The sequence below is a fragment of the Phycisphaerales bacterium genome, from assembly GCA_035627955.1.
GTDB lineage: Bacteria > Planctomycetota > Phycisphaerae > Phycisphaerales > UBA1924 > JAEYTB01.
In genome coordinates, this window is sequence record DASPKU010000002.1 from 118,827 (window position 1) to 137,826 (window position 19,000).

The following is a 19,000-nucleotide window of genomic DNA, read 5'->3' on the forward strand; positions in this document are numbered from 1 at the left end:
ACGCAGTGAGCGGGCAGTGCTGCCCTGCGCGCAGGGTCCGCGCGAGAACCCGTCACTTCGTTCCGGGCTCGTATGAACGTGCAGGGTTGACACTGCGCGAATAGAGGCTCAACCCCCACCCCCCTAATGAGCCTCTATTCGTGCGGGCTGTTACCATCGCCCCCGATGCCTACCACCACCGCCACCCGCGGCCTTCTGGGCCTGCAAGGGATGCCCGCGCCGGAGCTCCGCGGGCTGCTCGTTGCGACGCGTGAGATGGCCTCGCGCAAGCCCGAGTCCACGCTCGCGGGCCGGATCATCGCCAACCTGTTCTTCGAGGATTCGACGCGGACGCGGACGAGCTTCAGCGTGGCGGCGAAGCGGCTGGGGGCGGAGGTCGTTGACCTGCTGGGGGGCAACTCGAGCGTCAGCAAGGGCGAGACGCTGATCGACACCGCGCGGAACGTGGAGGCGATGGGCGTCGCGGCCCTGGTGGTGCGGGCCCGCCAGAGCGGGGCGGCCAGCATGATCGCGCGGAGCGTCGCGTGCCCGGTGCTCAACGCCGGCGACGGGCGGCACGAGCACCCGACGCAGGGGCTGCTGGACATCTACACGCTGGCGGAGGCGCACGGCCGGCTGGCCGACTTTGACCTGCGCGGGCTGAAGGTCGCGATCGTCGGTGATGTGGGCGCATCGCGCGTGGCGCGGTCGGATATCGCGGGCATGGTGACGCTGGGGGCCGAGGTGGTGTGCGTCGGCCCGCCGGCGATGGCGCCGCGCTCGCTGACGGGGCTGGGGGCGCAGGTGAGCGCCGAGCTCGACCCGCTGCTGGCGAGCGTCGACGCGGTGATCATGCTGCGGATCCAGTTCGAGCGCTACGGCGACGGGAAGCCTCCGGCGGGGGTGGAGGCGCCGAAGTCGTCGCCCATTGCCAGCGTGCGCGAGTTCCGCGAGCTGTTCGCGCTGACGGGCGAGCGGGCGGCGAGGATGAAGAAGGGCTCGGTGGTGATGCACCCGGGGCCGATCAACCGGGGCATCGAGCTGGACGCCGAGGTCGCCGATGGGCCGCGCTCGGTGATCCTGCGGCAGGTGACCAACGGGGTGCTGGTGCGCATGGCGGTGCTGGAGCGGATGATCCTCTGAGTGCCACGGCCGTGCTCTGGCGGTCGTGCCCCCACATACCCTTGCCGACCATGCACCCGCCCGACCACCGCCTTCCCACCGATACCGACGACGGCATGCTGCTGATCATCAGCGGCCCCAGCGGCGTGGGCAAGACCACGATTACCCGCGGCGTCGAGCGCTCGATCGCCGACTCGGTGTTCTCGGTGTCGGCGACGACGCGGGCCAAGACGCCGGCGGACGTGGAGGGAGTCGATTACCACTTCGTGAGCGACGAGGAGTTCGAGCGGATGAAGGCGGCGGGCGAGTTCCTCGAGACCGCGGGCGTGTACGGCAAGAAGTACGGCACGCCCAAGGCGTGGGTGCTGGAGCAGCTCAAGCGCGGGCGGCTGGTGATCCTCGAGATCGACGTGCAGGGGGCGATCCAGGTGAAGTCGCAGGTGAAGGACGCGTTCGGCGTGTTCGTGCTGCCGCCCAGCGAGGCGGAGCTGCTGGCGCGCCTGCGCTCACGCAAGCGCGAGGACGAGAGCGCCATCCAACGCCGGTTCGAGGCGGCCCGCCAGGAGATCGCCGTGGCCCGCGACTGCGGCGTGTACAACGTGTTCCTGGTGAACGGCACGATCGAGGAGTCGATCGCCCAGGCCGCCGCGGCGGTGCAGGCGGAGCGCGAGTGGAGAAGGAAGCAGCGGGGGCGCTAGGGCTCGGAATAGGACCTATAGGACTCATAGGACCTATAGGTCGGAGAGGAAGGCCCCTACCGGTCCAGCTCCGCCGCGACGATGTTCAGCGAGCCCACCACCGCCACCGTGTCGCTGAGCAGGTGCCCCTCGAGCATCTTGCTGACGACCTGGAAGTTGATGAAGCTTGGCGGCCTTGTCCTCACCCGCCAGCTGCGGGGGGTGCCGTCGGCGACGATGTAGTAGCCCAGCTCGCCGTTGGCCGTCTCGTTGCACCCGTAGACCTCGCCGATGGGGGCCTTCCAGCCGCGGTTGGTCATGATGAGCTCGAAGTGCTGGATGAGGCCTTCGATGGAGCCGTAGACGTCCTTCTTGTTGGGCTTGACCACCTTGCTGTCCGCGAAGGTGTCCATGGGGCCGCCGGGGATCTTGTCGATCAGCTGCTCGATGATCTTCAGGCTCTGCTTCATCTCCTCGATGCGGACGAAGTACCGCGCGTAGGTGTCGCCCTCGGTGGCGATGGGCACCTGGAACTTCACGGCCTCGGCGCCCGCTCCGTCCCAGTTGTCGGCGTAGCAGAGGTAGGGCTCGTCCTTGCGGATGTCGCGCTTCACGCCGCTGGCGCGGGCGTTGGGGCCGGTGAGGCTCCAGGCGATGGCCTCGTCGTGGGTCATCACGCCGATGCCCTGCGTGCGGTCCATGAAGATGCGGTTGCGGTTGAGGAGCCCCTCCAGGTCCTTGAGAGCGTTGGGCACCTCCTCGCGAATCAGCTTCTTGACGAGGGTCTTGAACATCTCCTCGTCGGGCAGGTCCATCATGGCCCCGCCCACGCGGGTCCAGTCGGCGTGGAAGCGCTGGCCGCTGATGAAGTCGCAGATGTCGTAGATCTTCTCGCGGACGTTGAAGGCGTAGATGAAGCCCGTGAACGCGTTGAGGTCCAGGCCCGCGGCCCCCACGCACAGCAGGTGGTTCTGGATGCGGGCGATCTCCGCCATGATCGTGCGGACGACCTTGCAGCGGGGCGTCAGGTCGATCCCGAAGAGCTTCTCGACGCAGTGGTGCCAGCAGATGTCGTTGGCGATTGGGCTGAGGTAGTCCATCCGCGAGACGATGGTGACGTACTGGTTGTAGTCGAGCACCTCGCCGAGCTTCTCGAAGCCCGAGTGCAGGTAGCCGATGTGGGGCGTGCAGCGGGCGACGCGCTCGCCGTCGAGCTCGAGCACCAGGCGGAGGGTGGTGTGGGTGGCGGGGTGCTGGGGGCCGAAGTTGAGCACCCAGCGGTCGCCGGTGTCCACGTGCTCCTTCAGGTAGGAAGGGGCGTCGGAGTCGACATTGATCACATCGTCGGGCTTGAGCGTGAAGGGCAAGGGGGCCTCCGGTTAGCGGGGTGGAAGTTTAGCCGCTGGGGGCGGGTCCTCGGGCGGGCGGTGACGGCGCGGGGGGCACGCGTGTAACGGCTTGCGGCGTCTGGGGCTCCGGCCGGTAAGGCGGCATGGCTGCACAAGGGCGGTGCCCCGCGAATCCGACGGTGCCGGCTTGACGAAGCCCACAGTGCCGACTATTGTGACAACAACTATCAGACCAACAGATATGCCCCCCCGCAACCCACAACTCGACGCCCCCGTCCGCGGCCTGGCGGCGGAGATCAACAAGAAGCGGCCCTTTGACCTGCCCGAGCAGGAGGCCTGGCTCAACCTGCTCCGCACCCTGTCGGTGCTGGCCGAGCCCGTCGAGCGGATGTTCAAGGAGCACGGCCTCTCCGAGGCCACGTACAACGCCCTCCGCATCCTCCGCGGCAGCGGGCAGGCCGGTCGGGCGTGCAGCGAGATCGGGCGCGACATGGTGACCCGTGTGCCGGATGTGACGCGGATTGTTGATCGGCTCGAGAAGGAAGGGTGGGCGACCCGCTGCCGCGTGCCCGAGGACCGGCGCGTGGTGCTCATCAAGATCACCGAGAAAGGGCTGGCCCTGCTGGCCCGGCTGGATGAGCCGATCCGGCAGCTGCACAAGCGGCAGTTCGCGGGGCTCACCAAGGCCGAGGTGCAGGAACTCAGCCGCCTGCTGGAGAAGGTCCGCGGCAGCGCGGGCGAGAACGCGTCACAGTGAACGAGCGACATGACGGCAGGCCTCGTCGGTCTGCCGGGCAGATGAGAGACCGACCCACCGCCCGAAACCTGTTGCAACAAGCACCCACAAGGAGATTGACGATGGAAGCCCACACCCCCGCCGCCCTGCGTTTCCTCCACCAGCCCGACCTCGGCCTGCTGCTGCTCCGAGTGGCCCTGGGCATTTCCGGCGTGTTCCACGGCGGGCAGAAGCTCTTCAGCGCCTTCGGCGGCAAGGGCATGGAGGGCTTCACCAAGTTCCTGGGCAGCATGAACGTCCCAATGCCGGGCGTGTCGGCGTACATGGCGGCGCTGGCGGAGTTCGGCGGCGGCATCCTGATCGCCATCGGCCTGTTCACGCGCCTGGCCAGCATCCCCTTCGCGTTCACCATGCTGGTGGCGTGGGGCATGGCCCACCAGTTCTCGTTCATCAAGACCGAGACGGTGAACGGGAGCGAGCTGCCGTTTCACCTCATGGTGATGGCCTTGGCCCTCGTGTTCACCGGCCCCGGCAAGTACTCGGTGCAGGCCCTGTTCTTCGGCAAGCGTGACGCGGCGCCGCACCGCGTCTGACCTTCTCTCCTCGCGCGCCCCGTCCGGGAGACCGGCGGGCGCGTGTTCCACGAAAGGAGCCTCGCATGATCTCTGTCCGAAAGTCATCCGATCGCGGCCACTTCAACCACGGCTGGCTTGACACCTACCACACCTTCAGCTTCGGCCACTACTACGACCCCAACCACATGAGCTTCCGCAGCCTCCGCGTGATCAACGAGGACGTCGTTGCCCCCGGCATGGGCTTCCCGCAGCACCCGCACGACAACATGGAGATCATCACGTACATCCTGAGCGGGGCCCTGGCCCACAAGGACACCACCGGCGGCGCGTCCACCATCAAGCCCGGCGATGTGCAGCACATGACGGCCGGCAGCGGCATCGAGCACAGCGAGTACAACCCCAGCAAGACCGAGCCGGTCCACCTGCTTCAGATATGGCTCAAGCCCGAGGCTCGGAACCTGGAGCCGCGGTACGACGAGGCGCACTTCACCGAGGCGTCGCGGCGCGATCAGCTGCGGCTGGTGGCCGCGCGGGAGCCCAAGGACGGGGCAATCAAGATCCACCAGGATGTGAACCTGTACGCGTCGCTGCTGGGTGGCGGGAAGCAGGTCACGCACTCCCTCTCCCCCGGCCGGCACGCCTGGCTCCAGATCGCCCGTGGGCAGGTGACGGTGAACGGCCAGACCCTGAGCGCGGGCGATGGGGCCGCGGTGTCGGAGGAGCCCAGGCTCACGATCCAGGCGGACCGTGACGCGGAGTTCCTGCTGTTTGATCTCGCGTGATCATCAGGAGTGCGGGAGCGCCTCGGGCATTACGCGGAAGTACCCCTTGATGCACGAGGCCTCGCGCACGCACACCTGGATGTGGCTCTTCTCGTGGAAGCCGGCGCCGGGGTAGATGGGGGCGCCCTCGACGAAGACGCCGCGGACGGTGTCGAAAGGCTCAACACCAGGCGTTGAGTGGACCTCCTCAACCACAGCACAATCCAGATACCTGCGGAGGAGGTCGGACCCGCCAACGTTCTGCGGGAGCGGGACGTTGGCCTGCTCCGACAACTTGGAGAGTCGGGTGTACCCCATCCTGACGAGCTCGATCATGGTGTGATCGAGGAGGTTGAGGCAGCGGCCCAGGTCGATCACCGCGCCGACGACCGCAGGATCCTTGATCCGCGGGCCGACCTTGCGGGGGTGGGCCGAGAGGTGTGCGGCGTACTCCATCGCCCGCGCCGGGTTGTTCTCCCAGAAGTAAACGCCGTGACCCAGCCAGTCGAAGTCGTTGACGCTCGGCTTGAGTGATGCGGCGCCGGCGAACACCTGCTCGGCCACGGTGCGATCGCACCCGTGGAAGCCAAGGATGAACGAAGGGAGCACGTCGTACACGCGTTACTTGTCCGAGTATTCCTTCGTCAGCCGGCCCTTCTCATCAACGATGCCCAGCTTGATGAGGTGAGCACGCGCGGCACCCGGCGTCCTGAGCGTCTCCTCGAGGAACTTCTTGGACGCTTCCAAGTGCTTGCGCACCAGTTCAGGCGTGTTCGTCGGCGGCTGCATGGTCCGGCTGGTCATCGGCACCTCTTCCCAATCATACACTGAACTGAGAGGTCCACCCTCCTATCGGCGGTGGTGCAGGGGGTCTTCTCCCCTAAGTCCCAGAACCACCCCGGTCACGCCCGCACACACCCCCTCCGTCTACCGTAACAGGGTTCTCACCCGGGTTTGCACAGCCCGGGCGTTCCATTGGCCGCCGCGGGCCGATAGAGACTGCACACTGCACCACGGCCCCACGGAGACGCGATGGAGTCCATGCTCGCTTTCATTCACGTGCTGCTCGCCATCGGACTGCTGGCGATGGTGATCGTGCAGGCCAAGCGCGGCACGGTGCCGATGATGTCGGCCCGCAACTTCTTCTTCTTCGGCGTCTTCATCTTCCAGATCGTCAGCGCCGCCCTGTCGTTCTCTTTGGAGGACTACTGGGAGACGCCCGTCGGCGACCCGGACTCCACCGGGCTCAAGTACACCGTCGTCCTCATCCTGTTCATCCTGCTCTTCAACGAGGTGTACAAGCGCGGCTGGTTCGCGTTCCGGCTGCCGCAGCGCTTGCAGACCAAGCTGCCCATCCCCACCGACGGGGCGATGATCGGGATGGCGTTCGTGCTGGTGGTATTCGGCGCGATCTCGCGGTTCCTGCTTGTGTACATCCCCGTGTTCGGCGCCATGGCCGGCATCATCGCGACAGCGTTCGCGGCCGCGGGCAGCGGGCTGGTGTGCTGGGTGTGGGCCCGCAAGCTGATGAACCCGCTCTACGCCATGGCGGCGATCATCGTCATCGGCGCCGCGTTCGTCGTCGCGACCAACAAGGCCTTCGGCCGGCGCGACCTGCTCAGCGTGGTCATCGGCTGCATGTGGGGGGCGTTCCACGGCTACTTCCGCTACGTGCCGCTGCGGCGCTCGATCATCCCCCTGGGCCTGGTAGCCGGGTGCGGGCTGGTGGTGGTGGCGGCGTTCACCGCCTCCCGCTCCAGCGAGAACAAGCAGCTCAGCCAGTCGGAGCTCAACTCGCGCATGCTCAACGCCGACCTCAAGGCCGGCGTCATCGACCTGCTGTCGGGGCAGTACGCGGCCGCCATCAGCATGTGGCTGATCGAGTCGCGCCCCAACTCCTTCCCCTACGACACGCTGCACTCGTTCCGGTACTTCGCGACCAACCCCATCCCGCGCGTGTGGTACGAGGACAAGCCGGTGGCCCTGGGCCTGTCGATGGTGCCCGAGGTGGGTCTCAACGAGGGCAAGGCCGACGGCTTCACCGTGGGCCCGGGCCTGATCGGGCACATCTGGAACGACAACCCGTGGCTGGCGCTGCCCTTCTACGCCATCGTGCTGGGCGTGATCATGCACATCCTGGACAAAGCCGTGGAGCTCCAGCCTGGGCACCCGATCGCCATCATCCCGGTGGGCGGTGCGCTGGGCGATCTCATCGCGATCCCCCGCGGCGAGCTGGGGCTGTACATGTTCCGCACGGTGTGCGGCGTGTTCATGGCGTGGCTGATGCTCCGGCTGTTGGCGCGTCTCGTGGCGGGTCGAAGCACGGGCATGCCGCTGGAGCAGCGCGAGCCGGAATACGCCGAGTACGGCGAGGTCGCCTGAGCGATTCCCTCTTTGTCGCGGCCACCTGCCTCACCAGAATTTCAGAGGACACGCTCCGGGCGTGCGGCCTGCGCTAACCAGCGGCGTTGGTGACGCGCCGCGCGAGTAGAACGCGTGCACAGGCCCCAGAATCACGTCACATTGGGAAGGATGGGTTCATCCGTTCAGCGGAAGAACAGGTGCGACGATAGTCGATGGCCGGGGCACATTGCGCCCCGAGCAGGAAGGTGCCATGAAGCTCTTGCAAGCGATCAGTGCAGCGGCCGCGGCGATCGCGGCCGCCATCTCCCAGGCCCACCAGCTCCCCGCGCTGGAGACTGGGCCGGCCCAGGTGAACTGCCGGCTGGTGGAAGGACAGCTGGAGATGCGCGATGCCGCGACGGGCGCCTACCTGATCGCCCGCCAGGGCTTCAAGATGGTGCGCGACTCGGGCCCGGGCGTCACCCATGAGCTGACGCTGCAGACCCAGCCGACCGGCGCCGACGTGCTGATCAAGCTGACGAACACCTCACAGCAGCCGCAGCGCGCGGGCACGATCTCGACGGGCATCTACAACCTCGGGCACGAGATCGAGTACCTCGACGGGCGTAAGGCCGCGAAGATGGTCAAGATCAACCGCGACGCCCCCGCGATGGCGTCGTTCGGCGCGCAGTACCCCGACGCGACCTACTCGCCGGTGATGGTGATCAAGAACCAGAACGTGGCGTTCGGCGTGTCGATCCAGTACCCGCTGATGCAGTACAAGCACGACGTGACCGTGGGCATCGCCAGCCCCGGCAGCTCCTTCGCCGAGGGCCCCGCCGGCAAGGGCTGGCTGGTGTGGATGAACCTGTGCAACCTGGGCGGCGAGACGGTCTACACCCGCCAGAACCACCCCTGCATCATCCCCCCCGGCGAGACGCTGACCTACGTGGTCTCCGTGCGCATGACCCGCGACGTGCAGAACTGGGTCACCACGCTCATGCCCTACCGCAACTACTTCCGCAGCCTCTACGGCGGCGTCAAGTACATGCGCCGCACCTCGCCCGTGCTGGGCATGAGCGCCTCCGAGGGCAGCAACCACTCCGATACCAACATCTACGCCTACCGCAACGACATCCGCCCCGACCTCCGCGGCTGGGGCCCGGCCGTCGAGTCCTTCGGCCGCTTTGACTACAAGAGCCGCATGATCTGGGGCCTCTCGGGCTGGTACCGCAACAACAAGCACCTCAACTACCCCTACCTCGTGGCCAGCCCGCTGCGCAACCATCCGAAGCTCTCCACCATCTTCGACCCCAGCATCGGCCTGGCGCGTCTGGCTACGGATGGGCGCGAGGTTGGCGTGTGGTGGGGGCGTGCCCTCGAGATCTGCCGCCAGTGGGACACCAACGAGGCCATCCTCTTTGACCCTGATAACCCCGAGCTCGCGGCCATCCAGCTCCGTGAAATGCAGGCCATCTATGACACCGGCGCCCGCGTCGTGGGCCTGGACACCTTCGGCCACCGCCGCTGCCCGGTGTGGAAGTCCATCCCCTGGCTCCAGGACATGCAGGCCCGCTTCCCCGGCGTGTCCTTCGTGACCGAGCCGTGGATGAGCGACGTGATGAACCTGGTCGCCGCCAGCTACCTGGAGGGCGTGGCCGCGGACTATGGCCGCCCCGCGAGCGTGGCCGACATGTACGCGATCAAGGGCCCGCACGTGCTGGCGGACTTCATCGTGCCCGGGCACGAGCACTGGGCCTCGCTGCACTACCACCTCCAGCGGCAGTACTTCGGGCTCGAGGCGTCGCCCGCGCTGATCGAGGCGGACGTGCGCCGCTTCGCGTCCTGGGGCTACGTGCCGATCCTCTTCGTGGACATGGACGCGCCGCGGAACGTGAACATCGCCCGCAGCTGGGAGACCTCGCTGCCCGCGGCCATCGTCGCCAGCGACCCCTACATCCAGAACCTCAAGAACGGCCGGCTGCCGAACTACGTGGCTCCCGCGCCTCAGCCCCAGCCTCAGCCGCAGCCCCCGCCCACGGGCGGCGGGTCCTCGGGCTCGGGGGGCTCGGGCGGGAGCTCTGGCGGGAACGGCGCCATCACCACCCAGCCGCGCATCAATCAGCAGCTGAAGCCGACCACCAACCGCAAGGTGACCGGGTTCCTGGGCATCCGCCCCTCCACCAAGCCGGTCAGCGGCGGGCAGCCCGCGCCCGGTGGGTCGGGCGGCGCTGGTGGATCATCGGGCGGGCAGCAGCCCGCGGCGGGCAATGGCAAGCAGCCGCGCCTGGCGGTGACGATCACCCAGCGGTTCAACCGCAAGGTGAAGGGTCAGCCGCAGATGCAGGCCGACAAGACGCAGGGCCTCATCGACGCGATGAACAAGCAGGCCCGTGAGGAGCAGGACCAGGACTAGGCCCGCACGCTCTTCATCCACGCCCACTGGCGACCAACCCCCTCCTCGAAGGGGGTTTTTGGTTGATAGTCGAGCTCGGCGGTGGCGCGGGTGAGGTCGGCCCAAGTGCGCTGCACGTCGCCGGGGCGCATGGGGCCGCGCTCGATCTTCGCGGGTTGGCCGACGACCTTCGCAATGGTGTTCACCATCTCATCGAGGCCGATCGGGTGGTTGCCGCCGAGGTTCCACACGCGGTAGCCATACTGCGGGATGCGGTCATACGACGCGAGCACGCCGCTGACGATGTCATCGATGAAGGTGTAGTCGCGGCTGGTGCCGTCCCCGAAGAGCTGCACCGTGTCACCCGCGCAGATCTTGCGCATGAACAGGTTGATCGCGAGGTCCGGGCGCTGGCGTGGTCCGAAGACGGTGAAGAACCGCAGCATGGCGACCGGCTGCTTCGTGAGGTGCCAATGCGTGTAGCCGATCAGCTCGCAGGCTTTCTTGGTCGCCGCGTAAGGGCTGATGGGCTGGTTGACGTCCTGGGTCTCGCTGAAGGGGGCGGTGGGGGAGTTGCCGTAGACCGAGCTCGAGGACGCGACCACCACCCGCGAGCACTCGGCCTTGCGGGCCTCCTCGAGGATGACGCTCGTCGCGAGGACGTTGGCCTTGGAGTAGCCGACGGGGTCCTGGATGCTGGGGCGCACGCCGGCCTTCGCGGCCAGGTGAATGACGCCCTCGGGGCGGGTGCGCTGCATGAGCGAGCCCAAGCCGGTGGCGTCCGTGATGTCCAGCTCGTGGAACTCGAAGGCGGAATCCGCCCGTCTCGGAGAGAGGGGATACCCGAGCTCCGAGAGGTTGCGTTCCTTGGCGGCGCGGTCGTAGAAGGGGTCGAAGTTATCCACACCGATGACGCGCTGGCCGCGGGCCAGGAGGGCCGCGGCGACGTGAGAGCCGATGAACCCGGCGGCGCCGGTCACGAGCACAGGCTGGGTGGTCATGGGTGCTTGGAGCCTCGAGGGGACGCGCCCGCGGTGCAAATCCCGCTAGACGTTCCGCAAAAACAAGCAGGGCGCCATCAAAGACAGCGCCCCGCTGGAGGAGAGAGAGATCAGTGGAGTATAGAGTCGTATCGGTCGGTGCGTTGCGGAAGCCCCAAAGTTCCCGTCTCGATTAACAGGGTTTCCCCCGCCGCCCACTCTCTTCGCATTCCGCGTGCCAGCTGGATGTGATCACCCGGTGGTCATCCGACGGCTGTCCCGCGCGTGAGTTCCACAAGCTGATCACGGGCAGTTCCAAAAAGCAGGCAGGGCCGACCCCGCTTGATCGGCCCTGCCATTCACCCGGGCGTGCGCTGCGAAACACCCCTACACGCACCGGGTCGTTCGTTGGAGCGGAAGCTCAGTCGGGGGCCTTCTCCTTCTGCTTCTTCTTCCACTCCTTCTTGTCCAGGTAGCGCTTGATGGCCTCGCGCTTGGGGTCCTGCCCGTTGCCGGCCCGCTTGCCGGGGCCCTTCTCGCCCCCGCCGCTGCTGGGCTGGGGCACGACCTCGGAGGGGTTCTCCTCCGGCTTGGCCTCGGGCTTCTTTTCGGGTTGAGCCTCGGGCTTCTTGCCGGCGCCCGGCTTCACCCCGTCCTTCTTGCGCTGGTCCATCTCGCGCTGGGCGCTCATCTCGTCCCGGAGCTTCTGGAGCTGGTCCTTGAAGGCCTGCTTCTGGGGATCGGTCAGCAGGGCGTGGATCTTGGCGTGTGTGTCTGCGGGCGTGGGGGCGCCGGCCAACAGCTCCTTGATCCGCTCCCGCGCCTCCTCGGCCTTGCGGGGGTCGGTCTGCTCCTCCATCGAGCCGCTCTTCTGCCCGTCCTTCTTGGTCACGCTGTTCTTGCGCTGATCCAGCTGGGGGCGGCGGTTCTCGCCCTGGCGGGCCAGGAACTCCATCGCCCGACGCCGGTCCTCGGGCGTCAGCATGCCGAGCAGTTCCCGCACCTCTTCACGGTGGTCCTCGCGATACTTGCCCATGCTCGAGGTGAAGGCCTCGTTGATGCGGCGGATCTGCGACTGCTGCTCGGGCGTCAGGCGGAGGTCCATGTCGTCGCTGTTGCGGAGGGACTCGACCGCCCGCATGAACAGCCGGTGGGGGATCTCGCCGCCCATCATCTCCTTGCCGCGGGCGCGGCCCGGGGCGAACTGCCGCTGCTCTCCGGCGACCCCCTCTTCTTTAACGGTGGGCCCCTTGAGAACGGGCTCGTCGCTCGCAGGCTGTTCCTTCGACTGGGCGAACGCACTCCAGCCGACGCTCACCGCCAGACCTGCCGCGAGGATCACGCTGAGTTTCATGCCAAGGTCTCCTGTTGCGGCCCAACGGCCGGCTGTAAGCCCTATTGCCAACACCTACCATCGGCCATGTCGATCACCAAGGAACTGGTCCGCGAGGCCCTGGGCACTGTTCGAACAGGGACCTCCGACCTTGCCGCGTGCCTTCTGCACGTCGCGGCCTGCGATACCTACGCCAGCGTGCGCCTGGGGCTGAACGCCAGCCCTGCCGACTGCCAGACCCTGGCCGCACAAGCCCATAACGCCTTGCAGACTAAAGCGCAATCGCAGGGCGTCAAGCTTGATTCCTTCATCGCCGAGTTCGTCGGCCCCGGCGGCAAGGTGGCTCACACGGCCCGGTTCGGCTCCATGAACCCGCCGCCGGCTGGTTCACAGGCAGGTTCGAAGCCGCCGCCCGCCACCGGCGGGCACACCCCCATCCCGGGCCTGCGCCCGGGCCAGCAGGGGGGTTCGCCCTCGGGTCTACCGGGAGTGCGGCACATTGTTGCGGTGGGTGCCGGAAAGGGCGGCGTGGGTAAGTCCACGGTGGCCCTCAACTTGGCCGTGGGGCTGGCGCGGAAGGGGCACGCCGTGGGCCTGCTGGACGCCGACATCTACGGCCCCTCGATGCCCACCATGCTGGGCCTTGAGTCCCACCAGACGCACGTGCTGGAGGGGATGCTCCAGCCTTTCCTGGTCCACGGCATCAAGGTGATGACGATGGGCAAGCTCGTGGAGCCTGACAAGCCGCTCATCTGGCGCGGGCCGATGGCGCATGGGGCCTTCAAGCAGCTCACCGAGCAGACGAACTGGGGCGAGCTGGACTACCTGATCATCGACCTGCCGCCGGGGACGGGCGACATCGCCCTGACCATGGCGCAGATGCTGCGCCTCACGGGGGCGGTGGTGGTGTGCACGCCGCAGAAGGTGGCCCAGGACGACGCGACGCGGGCCGCGCGGATGTTCCAGCAGCTCCAGATCGACGTGCTGGGGGTGGTGGAGAACATGAGCTTCTTCGTGGGCGACGACGGCAAGGTGTACGACATCTTCGGACGCGGCGGGGCCGAGCAGATGGCCGCGCGGCTGGGCGTGCCGTTCCTGGGGGCGGTGCCGATCACGATGTCGCTGCGGGCAAACTCGGACAAGGGCGACCCCACGGCCAACTTCACCGGCAGCGACCGCGCGGGGCAGCAGCTGGGGGCGACGCTGACCGCGCTGGTGGCGAGCGTGGAGCAGCAGGTGGCGGTCGCGGCGATGAAGTCGCAGGCCGCGCGGCCCAGTTTCTCGATCTCGTAAAGGCGGGTACCAAACACGGAGGCACGGAGGGCACGGAGCGGGGAATAGGAAATGGAAGCAGGATCGGATTGAAGGCGGGAGCATGAGACCCCTGCGTGATCGCCCCCGAGTTCTTTTCTGGTTCTGACTTTTCCTGTCTTCGCTCAGTGATCTCCGTGCCTCCGTGTTTGGTATTCCCCGCGGGCCATACTCTTGGGCCATGGCCGACGCCAAGCCCGAGCAGCAGCCGACGCAGATCAAAGAGACGATCACCTCGATCATCATCGCCTTCGCGATGGCGTTCGTGTTCCGCGGGTTCGTGATCGAGGCGTTCGTGATCCCCACCGGCTCCATGGCGCCCACGCTGCTGGGGGCGCACATGCGGTACAAGAGCCCGTACTCGGGCTATGAGTGGACGACCGGTCCCAAGGAGTACCTGGACCAGACCGGGACCGTTCCGGCCCCGATCCAGACCGGGGTGAACGTCAACGACCCGATGACGGGGCAGCCGCTGCCGGCGCGGAACACGCCGCGGTTGTGGGGCGACCGCATCTTCGTGATGAAGTACCTCTACTCCATCTACGACCCCAAGCGGTGGGACGTGGTGGTGTTCAAGAACCCGACGGACCCGGGCATCAACTACATCAAGCGGCTGATTGGCCTGCCCAACGAGATGGTGGCCATGATCGACGGCGATGTGTTTGTGCAGCCCGTCGCGCCCGGCGAGCAGGTGAACCCCGAGGAGCGGCTGTGGGGCGGCAACAAGTGGCGCGTCGCCCGCAAGCCCGAGGCAGCCCAGCGGGCCATGTGGCAGCCGATCTTCAGCAGCGAGTACACCCCTATTTCGGCCGCGGCGTACGTGGCCCCGTGGGTCGCGCCCCGCGACCAGTCCAACAGCTGGAAGCTGGCGGACCGCAAAGACTACGAGTACACGGGCCAGGCACCGACATCGCTGACGTGGCACCCCGGGCGGCAGATCACCGACTTTGTCGCGTACAACGAGACCTCGCCGGGGCGGTTCCAGGTGTTCCCCACGAGCGACATCCGGCTCTCGCTGGGCATCCGCCCGGAGAAGGAGGGCCAGCGCGTCGCGGCCGTGGTGAACGCCCGCGGGCACGAGTTCCGGGCGGAGGTCGCGGGCGCGGATGTCACGCTGCAGATGCGGCAGGCCGACGGCATCAACCCCGACGGCCCCTGGCAGCCGCTGGCGACGGCGAAGCTCGACCAGCCGCTGACGCCGGGCGTGGTGACCAACCTGGACTTCTGGCACGTGGACCAGTCGATGTCGCTGTTCGTGAATGACTCGCGCGTGGCGTACGCCGAGTACCACTGGTCGCCCGCGGAGCGGGTGCAGCGGTCGCTGGGGGTGGACCTCAAGCGCGTGCAGGGCGACCCCTTCTACCTCATGCAGCCCAACAACTACAAGCAGGCGGGGGCGCACTTTGAGTTCGCCGGTGGGCCCTTCACGCTCTACCGCGTAGCGATCGAGCGGGATATCTACTACCAGCCCGCCCTGTACAACTCGCTGAGCGGGCGCGAGGGGCAGCCCGGCAAGACGCTGTCGCCCGCGACCACGGCCGTGCTCAGTCCCAACCAGTTCTTCACCTGCGGCGACAACAGCCCGATGAGCCTGGATGGGCGGCTGTGGGGCCCGCACAACCCGTGGGTGGACGAGATCGACGACACCCACGGCGTGGTTCACCGCGACCTGCTCATCGGCAAGGCCTTCCTGGTCTACTTCCCCGCGCCGCGGCGCGGCCCCGTGCCTGTGCCGATCCCGGACTTCGGGTCGATGCGGTTCATCTGGTGAGGTGGGGGCCGAAGGGGGCATGAGCGACGCGTGCTGGGTGATGGTGGGGATCGCGCTGCTCGTGCCACTGTTCAAGGGCATGCAGATCTGGTGGCACCACCGCCAGCCGGCAACGAAGGGGCGGAACGCGACGTATCGGGATGAGCCGTGGGACGATCCGGCGGATTGATCGGACGAGTGGCGTTGGGTACGAGCCCGGAACGCAGTGACGGGTCCTCTTCGGGGCCGGCGACGAGGGCAGCACCGCCCGCTCACTTCGTTCGGGGCTCGTTACGAACGACGCGCTGGGGGCGAGCGCCTGAACCGTTCGGTACGAGCCCGGAACGCAGTGACGGGTCCTCGGGGTGATCGGTGACGAGGGCAGCACCGCCCGCTCACTTCGTTCGGGGCTCGTTGCGAACGTTTCTTGCGCTCCCCGGGCTCTCCGCAGCCCCGCCGCATGGCACAACTTTTGCACCCGGTGGGGGTCCGCCCCTTGCCAAGCCCGGCGTCAGGCCAGATACTCCCGGACCTGCCCCGGTTCGGGCACCTCGAGGAGAGGGCTTGGCCGGGGGCCCTGCTGCCGTGGCGCCCGCGTGGGTGTCCGGGTGCAGGGACAGGTGGTGGGTGTGTCGCAGTCCAACAGTCCGCACGGCCTCTCGCAGGCTCCTTATCCCCCTCCTCCTCTCTCCCTCCCGGGCGCGTGGCAACGGGGGAGAAGGTCCGCCGAAACGGCGAGAGGCCGGGTCAAGCAAAGGGAGCCACGCGAATGTCTTTCGAAGCCGTCGTCAACGCCCAGGCCATCGAGCTCGACCGTCTCTCCCTCGAAATGTGCGCCGCCGCGGGCTCGGGCCACCCCAGCTCCGCCATGTCCCTCGGCCACATCGTCACGGTGCTCATGTTCTCCGCCATGCGCTGGAGCCCCGAGTACCCCGATTACCCGACGTCGGATCGGCTGGTGCTGAGCGAGGGTCACGCAGTGCCGATCGTGTACGCCGCCGCCGCCAAGCTGGGCGTCATGGTGGGCAAGGGCGAGACCCGCAAGAAGCTCACCGTCGATGAGCTCAAGGGCCTGCGCATGGGCACCAGCATCCTCGAGGGCCACCCCAACCCGATGGAAGGCTTCCCCTTCTTCGACGCCGCCACCGGCTCGCTGGGCATGGGACTCTCCGTCGCCGCGGGCCTCGCGGAGGCCGCGCGCCTGGACAACATGGACAAGCGCATCTACTGCATCATGGGCGACGGTGAGAGCCGCGAGGGCCAGATCGCCGAGGCGATGGACTACATCATCGACCGCAAGCTCCGCAACGTGCTGCCCATCTTCAACTGCAACGACTACGGCCAGGCCGACCGCGTCAGCAACCAGCAGTCCGCCGAGGTCCTCGCCGAGAAGCTCAAGGCCTACGGCTTCGACGCCCGCATCATCGACGGCCACAGCCCTTCGCAGATCAAGAACGCCTTCGACGCCTTTGCGTCCCTTCAGGACAACCGCAACGGCACGCCCATGGCCGTCGTGGCTAAGACCGTCAAGGGCTGGGGCTGCCCCTCGCTCCAGGGCGCGGGCTGGCACGGCAAGCCGCCCACCGGCGACGCCCTCAAGAAGGCCTACGCCGAGCTCGACCAGAAGCGCGTCGAGGCGACCACCGCGCTCGCGACCACCGACCAGTTCACCATCCAGAACCCCGCCGACGCCCCCGAGCAGGACTACACCAGCCCCGAGTACCCGACGCTCACCGAGGCCATGAAGAAGTTCGACATGGAGTCGATGATCCACTCGGGCAACATGGCCACCCGCCGCGCCTACGGCATCGCCCTGCGTGCCATGGGCCAGGTCAACCCCAAGATCGTCGTGCTCGACGCCGACGTCTCCAACTCCACCTTCGCCGAGTACTTCAAGAAGGACACCAAGACCGCGCCGCGCTTCCTCGAATGCAAGATCGCCGAGCAGAACATGTACTCGGTCGCGGCCGGCGTCGCCGCGGGCGGCAAGGTCCCCTTCGCCAGCACCTTCGCCAAGTTCGTCACCCGCGCGTACGACCAGATCGAGATGGCGATCTACTCGGGCGCCAACCTCAAGATCGTCGGCAGCCACGCGGGCGTCACGCTCGCCGCCGACGGGCCCAGCCAGATGTCGCTGCCCGACGTCTCCTGGTTCCGCGCCTTCACCACCATGAAGGACCACCGCGGCAACCCCGGCTGCTACATCCTCCAGCCCAGCGACGCCTACGCCGCGTACGCCCTCACGCAGGTCATGGCCGAGTACGAGGGCGTCTGCTACATGCGGACGCTGCGGGCCGACACCGAGTTCATCTACAGCGACGACGTGGTGTTCAACCTCGGCGGCTTCGAGGTGCTCAACGAAGGCCGCGACATCTGTATCTGTGCCTCCGGCTACATGGTGCACGAGGCCAACAAGGCCGTCGAGCTCCTCGACAAGGCCGGCGTCTCCGCGACGCTCGTCGACCTCTACTCCATCCCCTTCGACACCGACGCGCTCCTCGACATCATCGGCGCCAACAACGGCCTGTGCATGACCATCGAGGACAACTTCGGCGGCGGCATCGGCTCCGCCGTGGCCGACGCACTGCTCGAAAGCGGCGACGCCTTCAAGCTCCAGCAGATGCACGTGAAGCGGATTCCGAAGAGCGCCCGGACGCCGGAGGAGGTGCTGGCGATGTGCGGCCTCACCGCGACTGATATCCAGAAGAACGTGATGAAGATGCTGGGGGTCTGAGAGCTCTCTTCCATACGTCGTTCCGGGGGCCGGCCCAGCGCCGGCCCTCGCTGTTTTTGAGCGCGTCCAAACACCGGCGTGAGAATCACTTGAGCGTAACCCCCCCGCGAGCGTGATTTAGGCAGCATCGCCGCGGCGGTCATGTATAGTGCCGGTGTGAGTCACCGTGTGGGAGACATCCGTTGAGACCCATCAAGACACTCCAGTCGCTGCTTGCCCGCGCGGGGGTCCTGGTCTTTCGCAAGCGGCTCCTGCCCTTCGGCATCGTCCCGGCGTACGACGTTGAGCGGCTCTTCGGGGCGCCGGCGACCATCCTGGACGTTGGCGCGAACATGGGGCAGACCGCGCTTGAGTACGCCCGCGCGTTCCCGGGAGCGAACATCTACGCCTTCGAGCCCGTGCCCGCGACCTATGAGCAGCTGCGCACCAATGTCGCGCACCTGCCCCGGGTGCGGGCCATCCCCTTCGGCCTGGGCGCGCGCGAGGAGACCGTCGCCATCGAGCTGGGGCAGGCGGATGAGCGCAACTCGGTGCTCAACCGCGCCGGCGCGGGGGCGACCAACACGGCGATGGTGCGGATCACTACCGGCGACCGCTGGATGGCCGGGGAGGGGCTAACCTCGATCGACCTGCTGAAGATCGACACCGAGGGCTTTGACGTGCAGGTGCTCCGCGGCTTCGAGGGCACCCTCGCGGCCGGGCGCGTGCGGGCCGTGATGGTGGAGTGCGAGTTCGACCGCGTGACCCCCGAGCCGCACTCCAACTTCCGCGATATCGACCAGTTGTTGGCGCCGCTGGGGTTCCGGGTGGTGACGTTCTATACGCACTGCGCGACGCCGAAGGGGATGGCGTGGGGGAATGTGCTGTTTGTCCACGCGGCTGCGCGGTCGCCCGCGACGGGTTCGGTTCAGGCCGAGACTGCGGGGGCGTGCTGAGATGACGCGCAGCTTGCCGT

17 protein-coding genes are annotated in these 19,000 nt (G+C 67.4%); 12 read left to right on the forward strand and 5 right to left on the reverse strand.

Features of this window, described 5'->3' with window-relative positions:
- The first annotated feature begins 165 nt into the window (after positions 1 to 165).
- Both VD997_02695 and gmk read left to right on the forward strand, forming a co-directional pair.
- Positions 166 to 1,122, forward strand: a complete 957-nt coding sequence (locus tag VD997_02695; GenBank protein HYE60880.1) for an aspartate carbamoyltransferase catalytic subunit — start codon at positions 166 to 168, stop codon at positions 1,120 to 1,122.
- Between the two features lie 50 nt (positions 1,123 to 1,172).
- A complete protein-coding gene (gmk, locus tag VD997_02700; GenBank protein ID HYE60881.1) occupies positions 1,173 to 1,799 on the forward strand; it encodes a guanylate kinase in 627 nt (208 codons plus the stop codon).
- Positions 1,800 to 1,855: 56 nt separating this feature from the next.
- Here gmk and VD997_02705 read toward each other — a convergent pair whose 3' ends face one another.
- Entirely contained in the window at positions 1,856 to 3,145 is a 1,290-nt protein-coding gene (locus VD997_02705) for an NADH-quinone oxidoreductase subunit D (protein HYE60882.1), read from the reverse strand.
- A 223-nt stretch (positions 3,146 to 3,368) separates the two neighbouring features.
- Between VD997_02705 and VD997_02710 the strand changes: the two genes are divergently transcribed.
- The 3 genes from VD997_02710 (at position 3,369) to VD997_02720 (ending at position 5,220) form a co-directional block, all read left to right on the forward strand.
- Positions 3,369 to 3,884: a MarR family transcriptional regulator gene (locus tag VD997_02710; protein ID HYE60883.1), complete on the forward strand. Its 516-nt coding sequence runs from the start codon at positions 3,369 to 3,371 to the stop codon at positions 3,882 to 3,884.
- 101 nt (positions 3,885 to 3,985) lie between these two features.
- Positions 3,986 to 4,456, forward strand: coding sequence for a DoxX family protein (locus VD997_02715; protein ID HYE60884.1), 471 nt, complete (start codon positions 3,986 to 3,988; stop codon positions 4,454 to 4,456).
- 65 nt (positions 4,457 to 4,521) lie between these two features.
- Positions 4,522 to 5,220 (forward strand): pirin family protein, encoded by a 699-nt coding sequence (locus VD997_02720; protein HYE60885.1) that lies wholly within the window; start codon positions 4,522 to 4,524, stop codon positions 5,218 to 5,220.
- A gap of 3 nt (positions 5,221 to 5,223) precedes the next feature.
- Here VD997_02720 and VD997_02725 read toward each other — a convergent pair whose 3' ends face one another.
- Both VD997_02725 and VD997_02730 read right to left on the reverse strand, forming a co-directional pair.
- Positions 5,224 to 5,817, reverse strand: a complete 594-nt coding sequence (locus VD997_02725) for a hypothetical protein (GenBank protein ID HYE60886.1) — start codon at positions 5,815 to 5,817, stop codon at positions 5,224 to 5,226.
- A 3-nt stretch (positions 5,818 to 5,820) separates the two neighbouring features.
- A complete protein-coding gene (locus tag VD997_02730) occupies positions 5,821 to 6,003 on the reverse strand; it encodes a hypothetical protein (GenBank protein ID HYE60887.1) in 183 nt (60 codons plus the stop codon).
- Positions 6,004 to 6,240: 237 nt separating this feature from the next.
- Here VD997_02730 and VD997_02735 point away from each other — a divergent pair, with 237 nt between their 5' ends.
- Together VD997_02735 and VD997_02740 are read left to right on the forward strand one after the other, a co-directional pair.
- The gene (locus VD997_02735) at positions 6,241 to 7,581 is read left to right on the forward strand and encodes a hypothetical protein (GenBank protein HYE60888.1); all 1,341 of its coding nucleotides are present in this window, start codon (positions 6,241 to 6,243) and stop codon (positions 7,579 to 7,581) included.
- 232 nt (positions 7,582 to 7,813) lie between these two features.
- A complete protein-coding gene (locus VD997_02740; GenBank protein ID HYE60889.1) occupies positions 7,814 to 9,958 on the forward strand; it encodes a hypothetical protein in 2,145 nt (714 codons plus the stop codon).
- Here the strand turns inward: VD997_02740 and VD997_02745 are convergent.
- Both VD997_02745 and VD997_02750 read right to left on the reverse strand, forming a co-directional pair.
- Positions 9,955 to 10,938 carry a GDP-mannose 4,6-dehydratase gene (locus VD997_02745; GenBank protein HYE60890.1) on the reverse strand — a complete coding sequence of 328 codons (984 nt, stop codon included), beginning with the start codon at positions 10,936 to 10,938 and terminating at the stop codon, positions 9,955 to 9,957. The genes VD997_02740 and VD997_02745 overlap by 4 nt on opposite strands.
- A 400-nt stretch (positions 10,939 to 11,338) precedes the next feature.
- Positions 11,339 to 12,271 carry a hypothetical protein gene (locus VD997_02750; GenBank protein ID HYE60891.1) on the reverse strand — a complete coding sequence of 311 codons (933 nt, stop codon included), beginning with the start codon at positions 12,269 to 12,271 and terminating at the stop codon, positions 11,339 to 11,341.
- 66 nt (positions 12,272 to 12,337) lie between these two features.
- On the opposite strand from VD997_02750, the gene VD997_02755 reads away from it, so the two are divergent.
- From VD997_02755 to VD997_02775, 5 genes are all read left to right on the forward strand, one after another.
- Entirely contained in the window at positions 12,338 to 13,543 is a 1,206-nt protein-coding gene (locus VD997_02755) for an Mrp/NBP35 family ATP-binding protein (protein HYE60892.1), read from the forward strand.
- A gap of 199 nt (positions 13,544 to 13,742) precedes the next feature.
- On the forward strand, positions 13,743 to 15,332 hold the full coding sequence (locus VD997_02760; protein HYE60893.1) for a S26 family signal peptidase: 1,590 nt from the start codon (positions 13,743 to 13,745) through the stop codon (positions 15,330 to 15,332).
- 19 nt (positions 15,333 to 15,351) lie between these two features.
- Positions 15,352 to 15,501 (forward strand): hypothetical protein, encoded by a 150-nt coding sequence (locus VD997_02765; protein HYE60894.1) that lies wholly within the window; start codon positions 15,352 to 15,354, stop codon positions 15,499 to 15,501.
- 579 nt (positions 15,502 to 16,080) lie between these two features.
- A complete protein-coding gene (locus tag VD997_02770; GenBank protein ID HYE60895.1) occupies positions 16,081 to 18,045 on the forward strand; it encodes a transketolase in 1,965 nt (654 codons plus the stop codon).
- A 182-nt stretch (positions 18,046 to 18,227) separates the two neighbouring features.
- Positions 18,228 to 18,980 carry an FkbM family methyltransferase gene (locus VD997_02775; GenBank protein ID HYE60896.1) on the forward strand — a complete coding sequence of 251 codons (753 nt, stop codon included), beginning with the start codon at positions 18,228 to 18,230 and terminating at the stop codon, positions 18,978 to 18,980.
- The last annotated feature ends 20 nt before the right edge of the window (positions 18,981 to 19,000 follow it).